At 70.6% G+C, this 16,857-nt stretch carries 13 protein-coding genes and 1 pseudogene; 2 read left to right on the forward strand and 12 right to left on the reverse strand.

What is annotated here, in order from left to right; translation table 11 throughout:
• Nucleotides 1-933: pseudogene (locus Q1N79_RS09840) on the forward strand (hypothetical protein); the annotation flags it as partial.
• A gap of 5 nt (nt 934-938) precedes the next feature.
• Nucleotides 939-2,261, forward strand: coding sequence for a hypothetical protein (locus Q1N79_RS09845; protein ID WP_300607174.1), 1,323 nt, complete (start codon nt 939-941; stop codon nt 2,259-2,261).
• A gap of 84 nt (nt 2,262-2,345) precedes the next feature.
• Here the strand turns inward: Q1N79_RS09845 and Q1N79_RS09850 are convergent, their stop codons facing one another.
• From Q1N79_RS09850 to Q1N79_RS09905, 12 genes are all read right to left on the reverse strand, one after another.
• Entirely contained in the window at nt 2,346-3,101 is a 756-nt protein-coding gene (locus Q1N79_RS09850; RefSeq protein ID WP_300607178.1) for an SRPBCC family protein, read from the reverse strand.
• Between the two features lie 185 nt (nt 3,102-3,286).
• Nucleotides 3,287-4,144 (reverse strand): xanthine dehydrogenase family protein subunit M, encoded by an 858-nt coding sequence (locus Q1N79_RS09855; protein ID WP_300607181.1) that lies wholly within the window; start codon nt 4,142-4,144, stop codon nt 3,287-3,289.
• Nucleotides 4,141-6,576, reverse strand: coding sequence for a xanthine dehydrogenase family protein molybdopterin-binding subunit (locus Q1N79_RS09860; RefSeq protein WP_300607184.1), 2,436 nt, complete (start codon nt 6,574-6,576; stop codon nt 4,141-4,143). Before Q1N79_RS09860 ends, Q1N79_RS09855 begins: the two co-directional genes overlap by 4 nt.
• Nucleotides 6,573-7,040 carry a (2Fe-2S)-binding protein gene (locus Q1N79_RS09865; RefSeq protein WP_300607186.1) on the reverse strand — a complete coding sequence of 156 codons (468 nt, stop codon included), beginning with the start codon at nt 7,038-7,040 and terminating at the stop codon, nt 6,573-6,575. The genes Q1N79_RS09860 and Q1N79_RS09865 overlap by 4 nt, the downstream gene beginning before the upstream one ends.
• Nucleotides 7,037-7,384, reverse strand: a complete 348-nt coding sequence (locus Q1N79_RS09870) for a hypothetical protein (RefSeq protein WP_300607188.1) — start codon at nt 7,382-7,384, stop codon at nt 7,037-7,039. Before Q1N79_RS09870 ends, Q1N79_RS09865 begins: the two co-directional genes overlap by 4 nt.
• A gap of 183 nt (nt 7,385-7,567) precedes the next feature.
• On the reverse strand, nt 7,568-8,380 hold the full coding sequence (locus tag Q1N79_RS09875) for a phosphate ABC transporter ATP-binding protein (RefSeq protein WP_300607191.1): 813 nt from the start codon (nt 8,378-8,380) through the stop codon (nt 7,568-7,570).
• Between the two features lie 8 nt (nt 8,381-8,388).
• Nucleotides 8,389-9,291: a sortase gene (locus Q1N79_RS09880; RefSeq protein ID WP_300607194.1), complete on the reverse strand. Its 903-nt coding sequence runs from the start codon at nt 9,289-9,291 to the stop codon at nt 8,389-8,391.
• On the reverse strand, nt 9,288-10,946 hold the full coding sequence (locus Q1N79_RS09885; RefSeq protein ID WP_300607196.1) for a substrate-binding domain-containing protein: 1,659 nt from the start codon (nt 10,944-10,946) through the stop codon (nt 9,288-9,290). The genes Q1N79_RS09880 and Q1N79_RS09885 overlap by 4 nt, the downstream gene beginning before the upstream one ends.
• On the reverse strand, nt 10,943-13,441 hold the full coding sequence (locus tag Q1N79_RS09890) for a hypothetical protein (RefSeq protein WP_300607198.1): 2,499 nt from the start codon (nt 13,439-13,441) through the stop codon (nt 10,943-10,945). The genes Q1N79_RS09885 and Q1N79_RS09890 overlap by 4 nt, the downstream gene beginning before the upstream one ends.
• On the reverse strand, nt 13,438-14,604 hold the full coding sequence (gene pstA / locus Q1N79_RS09895) for a phosphate ABC transporter permease PstA (protein WP_300607200.1): 1,167 nt from the start codon (nt 14,602-14,604) through the stop codon (nt 13,438-13,440). The genes Q1N79_RS09890 and pstA overlap by 4 nt, the downstream gene beginning before the upstream one ends.
• 3 nt (nt 14,605-14,607) lie before the next feature.
• Complete coding sequence (pstC, locus tag Q1N79_RS09900; RefSeq protein ID WP_300607203.1) at nt 14,608-15,597, reverse strand: phosphate ABC transporter permease subunit PstC; 990 nt, start codon at nt 15,595-15,597, stop codon at nt 14,608-14,610.
• Between the two features lie 251 nt (nt 15,598-15,848).
• On the reverse strand, nt 15,849-16,857 hold a 1,009-nt coding region (locus Q1N79_RS09905; protein ID WP_300607206.1), incomplete at its 5' end, for a substrate-binding domain-containing protein.

Genomic DNA, 16,857 nt, shown 5'->3' on the forward strand with positions numbered 1-16,857 from the left:
CCGGACGGGACGGCCTTGTCCCCGGTGCCGGGAGACAGCAGGCTCGACGGCCAGCACACGACAAGCCTGTGCCAGCCGGACGCCGAGGATGACTTCCGTACCTGCGCGCTTGACCTGCGCGCGGACCCGCTGCTTGCGCTGCTGCTTGCGACGGACGGGTACGGCAACGCGCAGACGGCCGAGAACTGGCAGCCGGAAGTCGCCGGCGATCTCGCCGCGCTGGCCGCCACGCACGACCTTGACTGGTTCGCGGCCCAGGTCCCGTCCTGGGCGGAGCGCTGCGCGTCGGCGGACGGCAGCGGCGACGACGTGACGATCGCGCTGCTCCTGTCCCCTGATTACGCTGAGCTCGCCACGCTCGCGCGGCGCGAACGAGCCCGACTGGCGACGGCACCGCCAACTGCCAGGCGCGTCCCCACTGTGCCGTCCACGACGCCCGTACCGACCGTGCCGTCCGCGGCGTCGGCACCGACCGTGCCGTCCGCGGCGGCGGACCCGATCGCACAGTCCGGCGGACAGCTGTCCGGCGGGCCCGCGCCGGCCCGCTCGCGGCCCCGCTCCGGGGCGGGACACGCCGGTCGCGGCTCCGCTCGCCGGCGTTGGATCGGCGTCCTGGTCGCGGTCGTGGTGTGCGGCGCGCTCGCCGCGGCGGTGACCGTGCTCATGACGCGGCCATCGCCAGGCCACCCGGCTGCGCCGCCGGCCGGGCGCACCCAGGCGCCCGTCAGGAAAGCGGCCAGCTCCTCCGCTTCGCCGAGCCAGCGAGGGCGACAGACTAAGACCACGGCGGCGCCGAGCCACGAGGCGGCTTCCAGTCCGGCGCCCGCCAGCCCGGCGCCCACGGCGGCGCCCACCACCGCCGCGCCCACCGGATCGGTGCCCGCCAGCGGGGCAGCTGACGGCGGCCAGCAGCAGAACCACGAGGGGGACTAAGCGGGATGGACGCCCTGATACAGCCTGGGCAGACGCTGCGGATGGAACGCGGGCATTCGCTGGTCACGGTGGAGAACCGGATCGGCGAAGGCGGCCAGGGCGTCGTGCACCGTGCCAGGCTCAACGGCGCGCCATTCGCGGTGAAGTGGTACCGCCCCGGGCCGGGCAGCGAGGACATGCGTAAGTCGATCACCGGACTGATCCAGCGCGGCCGCCCGCCGCACCCTGCCTTCATGTGGCCGATCGACCTCGTCAGCTCGGATCAGCTGCCAGGCTTCGGTTACGTGATGCCGCTGCTGGACCGGCGGTTCATGTCGCTCGCGCACCTGCTGAACGAGAAGATGCAGCCGTCGTTCCGGGTCGTCGCCACGATCGGCCGCGAACTCGTCGACGCGTTCGCGGTGCTGCACTCGTCCGGATTGTGCTACCGGGACATCAGCTTCGGAAACCTGCGCGTCGATCCCGTGGCCTGCGAGGTGGCGATCATCGACGTCGACAACGTCGGCACCGACGGGGGAGACGCGCTCGTCAAGGGCACGGGGCCGTTCATGGCGCCGGAAGTGCTGCGCGACGAGGTGCACCCGTCTACGACCAGCGACCTGTACTCGCTGGCCGTGCTGCTCTTCTACCTGCTGATGCACGGCCATCCGCTGCTCGGCGAGCGGACCGACTCGACCTACACGTGGGACGGCAACCACATGTCGGAGACCGAGCTCACGCTGCGGAACTTCGGCCTGCAGCCGCTGTTCGTCTTCGACCCAGACGATCGCTCCAACCGCCCGCTCCCGGAAAGCCAGGTCAACGTCTGGTGGCCGATCTACACCGCGCAGTGCCGCCGGCTGTTCACCCAGGCCTTCACCACCGGACTGCATGACGCGTCTCTCTACGGCCGGGTCAAGGAGGGATCGTGGCGGCGCATGCTGGTCGGCCTGCATGACAGCGTGTCAATGTGCGCTGGCTGCCAGGCCGAGGCATTCTACGATCCAGAGCAGCCGAGACAGCGCTGCTGGGACTGCCGTGGGGTCTTGCCCACTCTGCCCGTGCTCGAGGCCCCTGGAGGCACGCTCGTCCTGTCCCAGGGCGCCGTGGTGACCAGCCACCACCTCACCCGGGACCGCGGCTACCGCACGACCTGCGCCGTCGTCGAGGCACATCCTGGGCGGCCCGGGCGCGTGGTCCTGCGGAACATGACCGACAGCACCTGGACCGTCGCCCCCGAGGGCGAAGGCCCGAAGCAGGTCGTGCCCAGTCAGCGCGTCGGCGTGCGACCGATGCTCATTGACTTCGGCGGCGTGCAGGGCAGGATCTTCATCCCCGCGGCCAGGTAGGCTCTCCGCGACATCCGGCGACATCCGGCGACATCCGGCGGGCGGGCGTCGGGATGCTGTCAGGACGGACGTCCAGGACCGCCGTCAGGACTTGGCGCGCCTGACCAGCCGGCGCACCCGGCGGCCGAGGATGGCGAGCAGGACGGCCGCCGCGGCGACCGGGATGACCCGCTTGAGGATCGGCCCGCCGACCAGCTTGATCAGGTTGAGCGAGTCCTCCTGCTGCGGAAGCGCCACCGCGGGCTGCGTGGGCACGGCGGCGACCGCCGCTCCCGCACCAGACTCGCCGGCACCGGCGCCGCCGCGGGTGCCCGCGCCGGCCGCGGCCTCGGCCGGTGCGGCGCCTTCCGCCGGTGCGGCGCCCTCGGCAGGCACGCCCGTCACGGAGGCGTCGATCAGGGCCTCCAAGTTCGCGGCGAACTGCGCGATGAGCTTGCCGCTGACCTCGGGCAGCAGGCTGCGCCCGAACTGGGCGGGGCGGCCCGTGACGTTCAGCGAGGTGTGCATGGACACCAGCGTGTGGCCGTCGGAGTCGGCCGGCTTGAGGCCGGCGTGCACGGTCGCGGACGCGGTGCCCGCGCCGCGGGTCTCCTTTCCGGAAGCCTCGATCGCGATCGTGTGGTTGGCCTGGTCCTTCTCGGTGAACTTGGCGGTCCCCTTGTAGCTCAGCGACAGCGGACCCAATTTGACCTTGACCTGGCCGGCGATCTCATCTCCGTCGACCGAGGTGACGCTGGCACCGGGCATGCACGGCGCGATCCGCTCCACGTCGAGCAGGACATCCCAGGCTTGCTCAGGCGGCACGGGAACGGTGAATGAGTTGTCGAGCTCGATGGCCATTACGACGCTACTTTCTCGCTGATTAGGTATTCGTTGGAGATTGTATGCGCCAGGCTTGTCCCGCCTCCGCGACGGGTCAAACACCGGCCGGGCCGGGGAACCCGCGAACGCGGGTCCCCGGCCCGGCGGCGCCGCCAGAGCGCCGATTGGGCGACCTCAGCAAGCCGTCCCCGACGACACCAGGGTCAGGACGCGCCCGCCGCCGCGGCCAGCGCCCGGCCCGTGAGGACCCGGGCCAGATGCCGCCGGTAGTCGGCCGCGGCCCGCAGGTCGCTAGGCGGGTCGGCGCCTTCGCCGGCGTGCGCCGCCGCCGCTGCCAGCCCCGCCGCCGACGCCTCCGCGCCGGCTGCCGCCGCCTCCACGGCCAGCGCCCTGACCGGGACCGAGCCCATGTTGGTGAGCCCGACCCTGGCCTCGGCGACATGCCCGTCGGCCCGCCGCGCGACGGCGGCGACCCCGACCAGCGCCCAGGCCTGCGCCGTGACGTTGAACTTCTCGTACCGGTAGCCCCAGCCTTCGAGCTTCGGCACCCGGACCGACGTGAGGATCTCTCCGGGCGACAGCGACGTCGTAAAGAAGTCGGAGAAGAAGTCGGCCGGGCTGATCTCCCGCGACCCTGACGGCCCGTGTGCCACCAGCGTCGCGTCGAGCGCAGTGACGACGGCGGGCATGTCCCCGGCCGGGTCGGCGTGCGCCAGCCCGCCGCCGAACGTGCCGCGGTGCCGCACCGCCGGGTCGGCGATCGTCGCCGCGGCCTGCGCGAGCAACCCGCAGTGCTCCCTGACCAGCCAGTCGCGGGTGAGCTCGTAGTACGTGGTCAGCGCGCCGATCTCCAGCGCGTCGCCGGCGTCGCGGACGCCCCGCAGCGCGTCGAGCCCGCCGAGGTCGACGAGCTTGTCAGGGCGGGCGAGCCGCATCCGCAGCAGCGGCAGCAGCGACTGCCCGCCCGCGATCACCTTGGTGTCGTCGCCGCCGGAGGCCAGCGCCCGGACCGCCTCGTCCACGGACGAAGGCCGCACGTAGTCAAACCTCGCCGGGATCATCGGCCCGCTCCTTCCGAACCGCCGCCAGCACCGCCGCCGGAACCGCCGGAACCGCGCCCAGCACTGCCGCCGGGACCGCCAGCAGCACCGCCGCCGGAACTGATGGCCCGCCACACCCGTTCTGGAGTGCATGGCATCGGCACGTCACTGACCCCGAACGGCCGCAGAGCGTCGATGATCGCGTTCACGACAGCCGGCGTGGACGCGATCGTGCCGGCCTCGCCGACCCCCTTCACGCCGAGCGGGTTGCCCGTGGAGGGCGTGGTGGTGCGCGCGGTCACGAACGACGGCAGATCCGCCGCTGAAGGCAGCAGGTAGTCTGCCAGCGTCGCCGTCACCAGGTTGCCCGAGGAGTCGTAGGCGGCCTCCTCGTACAGCGCCTGGGCGATGCCCTGCGCGATCCCGCCGTGCACTTGCCCCTCGACGATCTGCGGGTTCACCACGACGCCGACGTCGTCGACCGCGACGTAGGAGCGGATCCGCACGGCTCCTGTCTCGGTGTCCACCTCGACCGCGCACAGGTGCGTGCCGTGCGGGAACGAGAAGTTGTCCGGGTCGTACGTCGCGTCGGAGTCCAGCGACGGCTCCACCCCGTCGGGCAGCGAGTGCGCCGCGAACGCGGCGAACGCGATCTCCCCGATCGTCTTGCCCTGCTCCGGGTCGCCGCGCACCGACCACCGCCCGGAATCCCATTCCAGGTCGGAGGGCGCGACCTCCAGCATGCCGGCCGCGATGACCCGGGCCTTCTCCCTGACCTTGCCGCAGGCCTCCACCAGCGCCGTGCCGCCGACCGCGAGCGACCGCGACCCGTAGGTGTCCATGCCCTTGGGCGCGACCTGGGTGTCGCCGTGCAGCACGCGAATGTCCTCGAACGGCACGCCGAGCTGGTCCGCGACGATCTGCGACCACGCGGTCTCGTGGCCCTGGCCGTGCGCGCTCGTCCCGGTGACCACCTCGACCTTGCCGGTCGGCAGCATCCGGATCGAGGCGTACTCCCAGCCGCCTGCCGCGTACGACAGCGAGCCGAGGACGCGCGACGGCGCGAGCCCGCACATCTCGGTGAACGTCGAGATCCCGATGCCGAGCCGCACCGGCGAGCCGGACGCGTTCCGCGACGCCTGCTCGGCCCGCAGGTCGTCATAGCCGAACAGCGCGCGCGCCTGCGCGGTCGCCGCCTCGTAGTTGCCCGAGTCGTAGGTCAGCCCGGAGATCGTGGTGTACGGGAACTCCTCGTGCCTGATCCAGTTCCGCTCGCGCAGCTCGAGCGGGTCCACGCCCAGCGACGCGGCCAGGTCGTCGATGATGTGCTCGATCGCGTAGGTCGCCTCGGGCCGCCCGGCGCCGCGGTAGGCGTCGGTGGGCGTCTTGGTGGTGAATACCCCGGTGCAGTTGAACCGGTAGGCGTCCATCTTGTAGATCGCGTTGTACATGAACGCCCCGAGCAGCGGAACACCCGGGGTCACCAGCATCAGGTACGCCCCCATGTCCGCGAGCAGGTCGACGGACAGCCCGCGCAGCCGCCCGTCGGCGTCAGCGGCCAGCCTGATCCGCTGGATCTGGTCCCGGCCGTGGTGCACGGCCACGTTGCCCTCCGACCGGGACTCGGTCCACTTCACCGGCCGGCCGAGCCTGCGGGCGAACAGCAGCGCGAGCACCTCCTCGGCCGTCACCTGCAGCTTGGAGCCGAAGCCGCCGCCGACATCCGGCGCGATCACCCGCAGGTTCTGCTCGCCGATGCCGGTGACGAGCGCGAGCATCAGCCGCAGCACGTGCGGGATCTGCGTCGCCGACCACATCGTGTACTCGTCGCCGACCGGCGCGCAGACCACCGCGCGGGGCTCGATCGCGCACGGGATCAGCCGCTGCTGCCGGTAGGTGCGCTCGAGCACGACAGGGGCGTCGCGGAACGCGCCGTCCAGGTCGCCGTTCTCGAGCGTCCACGTGTAGGACTTGTTGCCGGCCTCGTGGACCCGCGGCGAATCCGGCCGCAGCGCGGCCTCCATGTCGAGCACCGGCTCGAGCGGGTCGTAGCTGACATCGACCAGCTCCACCGCGTCGGCGGCGGCATACCGGTCCCTGGCGACCACGGCGGCGACGATCTCGCCGGCGTACCGCACGGTGTCGACCGCCATCGGCGGGTGCGCGGGTATCACGATGTCGGGCGTGACGGGCCACGCGCACGGCAGGCTGCCCTGTTCGGCGGCCAGGTCCGCGCCGGAGAACACGGCGACCACGCCGGGCGCCTCCCGGGCGGCCGACAGGTCCACGGCCGTGATCCGCGCGTGCGCGTACGGGCTGCGCGCGAACGCGATGTACACCTGGCCGGGCAGCGTGATGTTGTCGGTCCAGTTGGTCTGGCCGGTGATCAGGCGGGCGTCTTCCTTGCGGGCGCGGGCCTTGCCGACCTCGGGCGCGGCGGTCTGCGTGGTCATGCCGGCACCCCCGCGCTCCCGGCGGCCTTCAGCACGGCCCTGACGATGTTCTGGTACCCGGTGCAGCGGCACAGGTTCCCCTCCAGCCCGTCCCTGACCTCTTCCTCGGTCGGGTGCGGGTTGTCGCGCAGCAGGTCAGCCGCGGCCATGATCATGCCGGGCGTGCAGTAGCCGCACTGCAGCGCGTGCTCTTCGTGGAAGGCCCGCTGCAGCGGGTGCAGCTCCCCGTTCGCCAGCCCCTGGATCGTGGTGATCTCGGCCCCGTCGGCCTGCACGGCGAGCACCGCGCAGCTTTTCACCGACCGGCCGTTCATCAAGACCGTGCACGCGCCGCAGTTGGAGGTGTCGCAGCCGATGGGTGTGCCGGTCCTCCCAGCCTGCTCTCGCAGATAATGCACGAGCAGCACCCGGGGTTCGACGTCGTCGTCGTAACGCACGCCGTCGACGTTCACGCTGATCTTCATACACGGCCTCCTTGCCGTCGCAGATGCGCCTGAGGTTCACCGTAAAACGAGCGCGGGAGATCGCACCAGACCCCGCCAGCCAGACAGTGCCGCGCCGCGCCGGGATCGCGCCGCTCCGCGCTGTCCGTCCGTTCCGCTCGCCCGCTTTCCTTATCCCGAACGATCCCGGCCGTCTGCCGCGGCCATGGCAACTGCCGCCGCGTGTCCCCGCCCGCGGACTCCGGCGGCGGGAGGCCGAGCAGGCGGGCAGCCCAGATCAGCTCTTCGGTGTCGGCGATGGCGTGCGGCGTCCAGCGTGGCACCCAGCCGTCGGCCGGGAGGGCCTCCAGGATGATCAGCGGCACCGGATCACAGTGCGCCCGTCGGCCAGCCGCGCGAGCCGAGCTCGTCGAGGAGCTGCGGGTCCGCCCCGCTCCACGGCAGCGCGTCCACGGCCGCGATGGCGATCGCCAGCCCGGCAGGCCAGTTTTCCGCGCCAGGCTTGCGCTGGGCAGCCGGCCCGGCTCGTTCTGGCTGACTATGGGCGATCAGCCGAAGCGGCCGTGCACGTAGTCGGCGGTGCGCGGGTCCTGCGGGTCCTCGAATACCTGCTCGGTCGGGCCGGCCTCGACGATGCCGCCGGGGGTGCCCTCGGCGGCCAGGAAGAACGCGCAGTAGTGCGACACGCGCTGGGCCTGCTGCATGTTGTGGGTGACGATCACGATCGTGACCTGGGAGGAGACCTCGGCGATCGTCTCCTCGACGCGGCGCGTTGAGGTCGGGTCGAGCGCGGAGCACGGCTCGTCCATCAGCAGCACGTCCGGGGAGACGGCCAGCGACCTGGCGATGCACAGCCGCTGCTGCTGCCCGCCGGACAGCGACCCGCCAGGGGTGGACAGGCGGCGCCTGACCTCGTCCCACAGGCCCGCCCGGAGCAGGCAGGACTCGACGAGCGAGTCCTTGTCGCGGACCCTGATGCCGGCCAGCTTGAGGCCCGCGACCACGTTGTCGTAGATCGACATCGTGGGGAACGGGTTGGGCTTCTGGAACACCATGCCGATCCGGCGGCGGACCTGCTGCGGCCGCTGGCTCGGGTGGTAGATGTCCTGCCCGGCCAGCAGGACCTCGCCGGACAGCGCCGCGCCCGGGATCATCTCGTGCATCCGGTTGAGGATCCGCAGGAACGTCGACTTGCCGCAGCCGGACGGGCCGATCAGCGCCGTCACCGTGCCTGGTGCCATCTCAAGCGACACCTGCTGCAGGACCTTGTGCCTGCCGAACCAGGCGGAGACCCTGCGCGCCTCGAGCCCGACCAGGGGGGAATCCAGCGGCTGCGTGTGCGGGAATGCGATTTCAGTCATCTGGGGCCTCAGTACAGGTTGGGGAGGAGGGCGGACAGGCTCTCGTACAGGTTCCAGAGGATCGCGAGCACGACGGGGACCGTGACCAGCCAGGCGGGCCAGCGGGCCCAGCGGGCCGCGGCGAGGCTGCCGGCAAGCGCCGCGGCCGCCAGCGCGATCGCCCAGGCCATCGACGGGATCAGCGCGTAGAAGTCGCGGCCGAGCGCGACCTCGGAGGCGCCGATCGCCGGCAGGCCGCCAGGCTCCGCCTGCGGGGTGGTGAGCAGCTTCGCCTCGACCTCGATGTAGTGTGCCGGCGCGATCCGCGAGTCGCCGGTGACCAGCAGGAGCTGGTTCGGGTAATCGGTGAACGGGACCGGCTTGCTGCTGTCGGACACCGCGATCACCTCATAGCGGGCCTGGCCCTCGCTGGCGATCGTCGTGATCAGGTCGCCCGGCCGCAGCAGCGGAACGTCGCTGAACGGGGCGCCGTACGTCGCCCGCCGTCCGAAGATCACCGAGATCCCGCCCTGCCCGGGCAGCGGGGTGTCCCGCAGGTGGCCCGGGCCGAGCGTCAGGTTCTCCGGGCTGGTGCCCTCCACGACGACCATGTTCGAGATGCCGATGGCCGGGATGTCGAGCAGCGCGACCGGGGCGCCCGCCGTGGTCGGGCCGGTCGGCGCGGTCGCCTGGCCCAGCTGGGACTGCAGTTCCGCGTACAGCGTGGTCTGCGCCCTGGCCTCCTGCACTCCTGACAGGAAGTACAGGAAACCGACGAAGCCGAGGATCACCACCGCCAGCAGGGTCAGCGTCACCCCCGCGGAGCGGAGGGCGCCGCCAGGGGGGCGCGGCTTGCTCCCCCCTTCCTCCGGCTGGCCCGGAGGCGCCTGCGGCGCCACTGTGCCCGGTGCCTTGACGGCCTCGGTGGTCACCGCGCGCCGGTCCGCCTGCGGCGCAGGTAAGCGGCCACCGACGGCGGCGCCGCGACCGCCACGGCCACGCCGAGCGCGGTGACCACGGCGAGCAGGATGCGGTCCGCCCCGCTGCCCGGGAGGTTGATCACCGAGCCGGTGATGTCGGTGTTCGTGGCCACGGTCGAGCCGCCCGTGCCCGTGCTGCCGGCGCCCGTGCTCCCGGATCCGGTACTACCGCTGCCCGTGCTCCCCGCGCCGGTGCTCCCGGCGCCGGTGCTCCCGCTCCCGGCGCCCCCGGGGCTGGTCTTGCTCGTCACGTTGACGGTGCCGTTGCTCGAGCCGGTGGCCGGGACTCCGTCGGCCGTGCAGCTGTCCCACTCGGCGAGCGGCACGCCGGCCTTCTGGCATGAGTACGGCTGCTGGGCGGTCGTCAGCAGGATGTTCTTGCCGTTGATGAACGTCGGGTTCTCGCAGGAGGCGTACTGGTCGATGTTCGGCGCTCCCACGGTTCCCGGGATCTTGTTGACCTGCAGGAAGGCGCCGCTGACGAGGTTGACCGGCAGCGGGGAGTAGCCGAGCGCGGCCGCCTGTTTCTGCCCGGCGCACAGGTAGAAGTTGATGAACGTGCTCAGCGACGCGCCGTCCGCGTCGGTGAATATCGGCGGGATCTTGCTCCCTACTCGCGGCACGATCAGGTAGCTGTAGCTGGACAGCGGGTAGCTGCGCGGATCGGTGTAGGTGTAGACGTTGTCCAGGTTCTGCTGCAGGAAGTTGGGGCTGGTCGAGTCCTCGTTGATCTGGGCCTGGGTGAGCGCCACGGCGACGTTGGACGCCGACGGGAGCACGTAGTAGCCGGCCGGGTTCTCCAGGTAGACGACCGGCCAGTGCGCGTTCAGCGCGTAGGCGTACTCGTCGTAGCCGATCGAGCCCAGGCCGTAGCTCGAGGTGATGTACGTGGCCACGTTGTTGGAGCCGTTCTCCGCCTTGGCGTCCCCGAACTGCGGGTAGAACTCCGTCTGCGGGCAGGGCAGCTTGATGCCCGGGTGGACCTTCTCGCAGAACGCGTTCCACTGCTGCGGGAACTCGTGCGCCATCCACCGGGTGAAGAAGTAGCTCGCGCCGGACCCGTCGGAGCGGATCACCGGGGTGATCGGGATGTTGGGCAGCTGCGTGCCGTAGTCCTTGGTGATCTGCGGGGCGTCCCAGTTGGTGATCTGGCCGGTGAAGATCTCCATGAGCGTCTGGCCGGACAGCCGCAGGTTGGTGATCTGATGGCCGCCGACGACGAGGTTGTACATGAAGGCCGTGCCGCCGCCGACGTCGGGCACGTAGGAATAACCCCACTCGGGGACCTCCGCGCCGGTGCCGGCGAGTTCGTCCTCGCCGTTGCGGAACGGCGGGTCCGAGGCCGCGAAGTCGACCTGGCTGCCCTGCATGTAGTCGCCCCGGCCGGCGGCCGATCCGTCCGGGTTGAAGTTGACGGTCAGGCCGTCGGGTTCCACGTCCTCGGCCCACTGGTCGATCGCCACCGAGGCCCAGGACGACCCGGAGCCGGAGATCGTCGTGTAGCTGCCTGCTTCCGCGGGGGCGGCCCTGCCCAGCACGGCCACGGCCGCGACCAGGACGGTGATGCCCGCCAGTACTGGGCCCCGGCGGGCCGGATACCTGATCATGAGTTCCTCCGCCGTGGGGGACGGGACGGGCCCGGTCTGGGCCTGCTGCTGGCGATGGGTTTAAGGCGGACTGTCATGCCGCGGCCGGACCGGCCGCCCGTGCGGTTGCCCGGCCGCCCGATGCGGCGGGCGCCTGCGCCGAGCGCGGCGCGCGCTCCCGGGCTGCCGATGATCAGGGCGGCCGGCCCTGCGACGAGGAACACCACCCCGGCGAGGAGCAGCGCAAGCACGACCCAGGACATCCCGGTGCCGTCCGCGCTGCTGAACGAGACCGCGACCGAGTGGGCGCTGGCGGTGCTCGACGGCTTGGGCGTCGCCGGCTTCGTCGGCGACGGCTTGGGCGAAGGCGACGTCGACGGGGCCGGCTTGGGGTTGCCCGTCTGGTGCAGCACATCGTAGGCGGCCTTGAGCGTCTGCGCGCGCAGCGACGCAGGCAGCGGCAGGTAGCCAGGGGCGAGCTCGCCGGGGGCGCTGCCGGACACCTGGCCCTGGGTGGCCACGTCGTCGAGGAACGCGGCGATCTTGGCGGCCTTGGTCTTGGAGATCCCGCCGGTCGGCACGACCGCGTAGATCACCATCGTCAGCGGGTATTCCGCCGGGTCCTTGCTGTCCTCGTTGACCGTCAGCGTGCCGGCCGACGTCTTGGTCATGTCCTTGACCGCGGCGGCCATCGACGCCATCGTCGGCTGGACGTACTTGCCTGCCGGGTTCTCGAGCGCCGCCGTCGGGAACAGGAACCGGGCGGCGTCCGCCTCGTCGTCGACCGCCCACAGGTCCCGGTCGCCGGGGATCTCAGGCGACAGCGTGTCGAAGTTGCCGGTGGTGGGGTCCCTGGTGTCCATCGTGCCGGGCGGCTGGTTCAGGGCCTGGTCCTCGCTCACCGTGGCCAGCGGATAGACCGGGCTGTACTGCGTGGACACCGGCAGGTACGGGTCCATCGGCAAGAACGCCTGCGTCGGGTACCGCAGCCCCAGGTAGTAGGTGTTGACGTGCATCCCCCACGGGTCGAACTGCCCGGCGAGGAATTCGGCCGCGGCCTTGTTGGCGGCGATCCAGCTCGTGACCGTCCAGGTCATGTCGCTGTCGCCGGAGACCACCAAGGGGATCTCGTACCCGGACGGCTGCGACGCGAGCTGCGAGACCCCCGGATTCAGCTGCTGGAACTCCGGGTCCGCGTACAGGTTCACCGGGTTGCCGTCGACCGCGTTGTCGCAGCCGAACGGGCCGCTCGCCGATCCTGGGCACGCGTCGTTGGTGAAAGCGTAGGAGGTCGTCAGCAGCTTGGCGACCAGCCGCGGATCCAGCTTGATGCCCGTGATCGGCTGGCCTGTGTCCTGGTTGTCCACCCAGTACACGACCGAGGCCGCGGACACGGCGACCGGCGCGTAGGTGTAGGGATGGTCGGTCGGCCCGGTGATCGGCTCGGTCGTGAACGCGACGTCGTCCAGGCCCGTCGCGAAGGCCTCGCGGGCCTCGCTCTCGTTGATCGAGGCGTTGTACTGGATCTCGACCGAGTCGGAGTCGAAGCAGAACCCGGACTGCCACTGCTCCATCGCGTCGGCGAGCATCGGCGAGCCGCCGGCGGTGAAGTCCGCGTTCCGCAGCGGGCAGCCGTCCGGCGTCGGCGCGAAGTACAGCGGGACGACGATCCGCTTCTCCCACGAGCAGAGCCCGTTCGGCGTGTACGCCGGGCTCGTTATCGAGGTGAACGCGTACTGCCCGAGGTCCATGGCCTGGCTGTCCTGGGTGTGGTCGCCGCAGACGGGCTTGGCGTCGGTGAGGCTGTTGCCGCCCTGGCTCGGCACGATGACGAGCGAGCAGGGATGGGTCGGGTCGCAGCCGAGCCACTGGTTCTGCACCTCGGTGAACAGCAGGATGTCCGTCTCGCCCGCGCCGGCCGCGGTGGTCGTGGCGTAGGCCGTGTTGCCCGGCCCGTCCGCGCCGAAGGACGCGGGCACGCCGCCGTTGGTCGCGTCGTAGCACTGGTTGGGGCTGGTCGGGTCGGTACCCTGGCACTGCGCGACCATGACCGGGTAGTCGGTGGAGGTCTGGTCGTAGGTCGGCACGCTGCTCGGCGTGAACCCGGTCCAGCTCACCTGCACCATCTGGTTGACCAGGTTCCTGGTCTGGCTGACGGTCACGGTGCTCGCGTCCTTGTAGTGCGAGTCCTTCGAGCCAGGGATGTACATGTGCGGCCCGGTCACGGTGACGCCGTCGGGGCCGGGCGCCTTAGGCGCCGGCTTCTTCGCGGGCTTTTTCTGCGGCGGCTTTTTCGGCGGGGTCTTGGTCTTGGTCGGAGTCGGAGAGGGCGACGGGGTTGGCGACGGGGTTGCCGTTGCCGACGAGGTTGGCGTGGGTGTCGGGGAGGGGGAAGCGGACGATGTGGCCGTCGGGGAGGGGGAAGGCGACGGGCTGCCCGCTGCCAGCGCCGCGCCCGGTGCCGCGACGATGATCGCCAGGCCGGCGGCAACCCCGAGGGCCAGCAGCCGTCTCATGATCTCATCCTTTCCGCCGCGACGCGCGCGCGCGCCATTTCCCGTTCGATCTGGCGACGCTGCCGCCTGCTCAGCTCGCCCGGCGCCGCGCCGCCGATCCGGCGGGCGATCGCGAACAGGATGAGCACGAGGATCACGAGCGCGAAGCCGCCGCCGAAGGCGCGGATCTTCTCCGTCACCTCGGGAAGCTGGATCTCGTAATAGATGTAGAGCGGCAGGCTGGTCTGCCAGTTGGCGAACGGGTTGTAGTTGAAGCCGCGCGCGTAGCCGGCCACGAGCAGCACAGGCGCGGTCTCGCCGATGCCCCGGGCCATGGCCAGCACGACCGCGGTGGACAGGCCGGACCTGGCGGTCGGCAGGACGACGTTCAGCACCGTGCGCCACTGGCTGCCGCCCAGCGCGTACGACGCCTCCCGCAGCGTTCCCGGGACGATGCGCAGCATGGCCTCCGACGCCCTGGTCACGATCGGCAGCATGGTGATGGCCAGCGCGAGGGCGGCGGCGAAGCCGCACTTCGGCACGCCGAGCGTGAGGACGACGAAGGCAAGCACGAACAGGCCGGAGATGATGTCGGGCAGCGCGGTCATCGCGTCGACAAGCGTGCGCACGGGACGGGCCGCCCGCCCGCCGATCTCGGAGAGGAACACCGCCGCCATGATGCCGAGCGGGACCGCGAACACCGTCGCCAGCCCGATCTGCTCGACGGTGCCCACCAGCGCATGCCCCACGCCGCCGACGTCCTGCGCGCTGAGCGGCCCCTCGTCCGCCATCGACTGGGTGAAGAACGACAGGTTCTTGACCGCGGTGAAGCCGCGGACGAGCGTGTAGCCGACCTGGTCGACCACGATGGCGGTGGCGAGCACGCCGACCGTGGTCAGGGTTACCTGCACGACCCTGTCCCTGACCGACATCCGGTCCCACTGCAGGGCGGCCAGTGCACCGTACAGCACGAGGAACAGCACGTACCAGCACACCCAGAAGCCCAGCACCCCGGTGAACGGCAGCACCCGCTCGTACAGCACCCAGTCAAGCGCGAGGGCGGCGCCGGCGCTGCCGAGCACGGTGAGCGCGCCTTCCGCCGATGTCCGGCGGATCCGCAGCGGCACATCGGGGCCGGGGGGTTCGGTCGCCGCCCCCTGCGCTGTGGTCGTCTCGGTAGCCATCACCTAGCCAGTCGAAATTCCGGACCGGGAGCGGCCGATCACGACCGCGCCCAGCATGTTGACGATCAGGGTCATCGCGAAGAGCACGAGCCCGGCGGCCATCAGGGCGGACAGCCCCATGGAGCCGGCATCGGGGAACGAGGAGAAGTCAAGCGCGATCGTGGCCGCGATCGAGTTGCCGCCGGACTCCAGCACGTGGTAGTTGAAGTGGAAGGCCGGCACGATGATCAGCGTGACCGCGATCGTTTCGCCGAGCGCCCGCCCCAGGCCCAGCATGGTCGCCCCGATCACACCGCCCCGGCCGAACGGCAGCACGACCGAGCGGATCATCCCCCAGCGGGTCGAGCCGAGCGCGTACGCGCCCTCCCGCTCGCCCTGCGGGGCCTGCGAGAACACCTGCCTGGACAGCGACGTGATGATCGGGATGACCATCAGCGACACCACCACGCCTGCGATGAAGGTGGAGTTGGCGTAGTTCGACGACAGCGAGGGGGAGAGCTGGAAGCTGAAGACGGGGACCCAGCCCACGTGCCGCCCGAGCCAGCTCTCGAAGCCGAGGATCCGCGGCTCGAGGAACAGCAGCCCCCACAGCCCGTAGATGATGCTCGGGATCGCGGCCATCAGGTCGACCACCGAGATCAGCGGCCGCTGCAGCCGCCGCGGGGCGTACTCCGAGATGTACAGGGCGACGCCGACCCCGATCGGTACGGCGATGACCATCGCGATCAGCGCGATCAGCACGCCGAACGGCAGGATCGCGGCGATGCCGAAGTGCTGGGGGCTGCCGACTATCCAGGACTGCGTGGTCAGGAACCCGAAGCCCATGAACTTGAAGGCCTTGAGGGCGCGGATGATCAGGAACACCAGGATCAGCCCGGTGATCACGAAGACAGACAGCCCGCACGCGCGCAGTATGCCGCGAAAGATCTTGTCGCCCGTGGACGGCCGCGCCACGATGACCCGCGGGCTGTCTTCTGGGACCGCCGGGATCATCGGTGTAGGTCCCTCAGAGGGCATGCCGATATCCCCCCGCTCCTTCCTTACATTGCCACCGTTTGTCCATGTTTCCTGACGGGCTGGTCAAGCGTGATGCGCGGCGGTGTATATTTATTGACCAGAAGATGAACAAAGCGTGAACAATCCCTATTTATACGATCTTCATAGGCGTACATCACTCTATGCGCAACTGTGCCCCCCGCGGGCGGCGGGGGGCACAGTCTTTCCGCGTTAATGCCTTCGGCCGCTCAGGAGCCGACTCCGCAGGTTGAGATCGTGAGGAACCCGTAGTCCCTGATCGCGGCGGCCGCCGTGGCGTTCGCGCACAGGTAGCCCTTCACCTTGGCGTGCGCGCTGCCGAAGAACCGCTCCAGGTACGCGGGGATGTGGTCGGGGGTCGTGGCCGAGTAGCGGACGATGTCATAGATCGTCCGGGTGAAGCCGGTGCTCTTGAAGCCCGTGTTGATCGTCGGCACCTTGGCGGTGGTGACCGGGGAGACGCCGTCGATCTTGTTCAGGCCCAGGTAGCCGATCTGGTTGCAGCCGAACTCGTTCTGGGTCTTGGTCGGCTTGGCGCCGCAGGCGGCGGAGTGGTACTTCTGGGCGATCCAGTCGGCGACCGAGTAGATGAAGATCGCGTCGGGGCTGTTGAACTGCTTCGACAGGCCCTGGTTCTGCTCCAGGGACTGGTTCACGCAGCTGCCGGGCTCGGTAATCCCCAGCGCCTTGAGCCAGAACGTGGTCGTGGCGGCCTCAGCCTGGGGCAGGTACGCCTTGATCGGCTCGTTGGGGCCGCCGACCTGCTTCCAGTTGGTGTCGGTGCACAGGAAGATGGCCTTCAGCTGCGCGGCGGTCAGGCTCTTGGGCGCGTAGGTGGCCGGGACCGTCTTGGTGGCGCCGGTGTCCCTGGTGGCGTAGGTGACCGCGTCCTCGGCCAGCGCCACGTATTCGACGCCGCCCGGGCCCAGTTTCGGCGAGCTGGACGACCTGCCGCTTGAGGTGCGCGCGAAGTCGACGCAGTAGTCGCCGGTCGTGCCGTCGAGCGTGTTCGCGTCCAGCGCCTTGAGGCCGGCGTTACCGCCGTTCGGCCGGGTGGTGGACGCGCATCCCGCCTTGGGCTTGATCGTGGTCGGCGCGGTGGAGGTCGAGCCGGGCACGGTGGCGTCCCAGTTGTAGAAATACGGGTCGCTCGCGCTGTGGTCCTTGGCCGGGATCGTGGCGTTGTAGTCGAGCGAGAGCTGGTCGAACAGGAACTCG

The organism is Trebonia sp. (assembly GCF_030042015.1).
Taxonomy (GTDB): Bacteria; Actinomycetota; Actinomycetes; order Streptosporangiales; family Streptosporangiaceae; genus Trebonia.

Coding starts and splice junctions, on each gene's coding strand:
- Q1N79_RS09850 (WP_300607178.1), bottom strand. CDS start 3,101: ATGGCCATCGAGCTCGACAACTCATTCACCGTTCCCGTGCCGCCTGAG.
- Q1N79_RS09860 (WP_300607184.1), bottom strand. CDS start 6,576: ATGACCACGCAGACCGCCGCGCCCGAGGTCGGCAAGGCCCGCGCCCGC.
- Q1N79_RS09885 (WP_300607196.1), bottom strand. CDS start 10,946: ATGATCAGGTATCCGGCCCGCCGGGGCCCAGTACTGGCGGGCATCACC.
- pstC (WP_300607203.1), bottom strand. CDS start 15,597: ATGATCCCGGCGGTCCCAGAAGACAGCCCGCGGGTCATCGTGGCGCGG.
- Q1N79_RS09845 (WP_300607174.1), top strand. CDS start 939: ATGGACGCCCTGATACAGCCTGGGCAGACGCTGCGGATGGAACGCGGG.
- Q1N79_RS09875 (WP_300607191.1), bottom strand. CDS start 8,380: ATGACTGAAATCGCATTCCCGCACACGCAGCCGCTGGATTCCCCCCTG.
- Q1N79_RS09855 (WP_300607181.1), bottom strand. CDS start 4,144: ATGATCCCGGCGAGGTTTGACTACGTGCGGCCTTCGTCCGTGGACGAG.
- pstA (WP_300607200.1), bottom strand. CDS start 14,604: ATGGCTACCGAGACGACCACAGCGCAGGGGGCGGCGACCGAACCCCCC.
- Q1N79_RS09865 (WP_300607186.1), bottom strand. CDS start 7,040: ATGAAGATCAGCGTGAACGTCGACGGCGTGCGTTACGACGACGACGTC.
- Q1N79_RS09890 (WP_300607198.1), bottom strand. CDS start 13,441: ATGAGACGGCTGCTGGCCCTCGGGGTTGCCGCCGGCCTGGCGATCATC.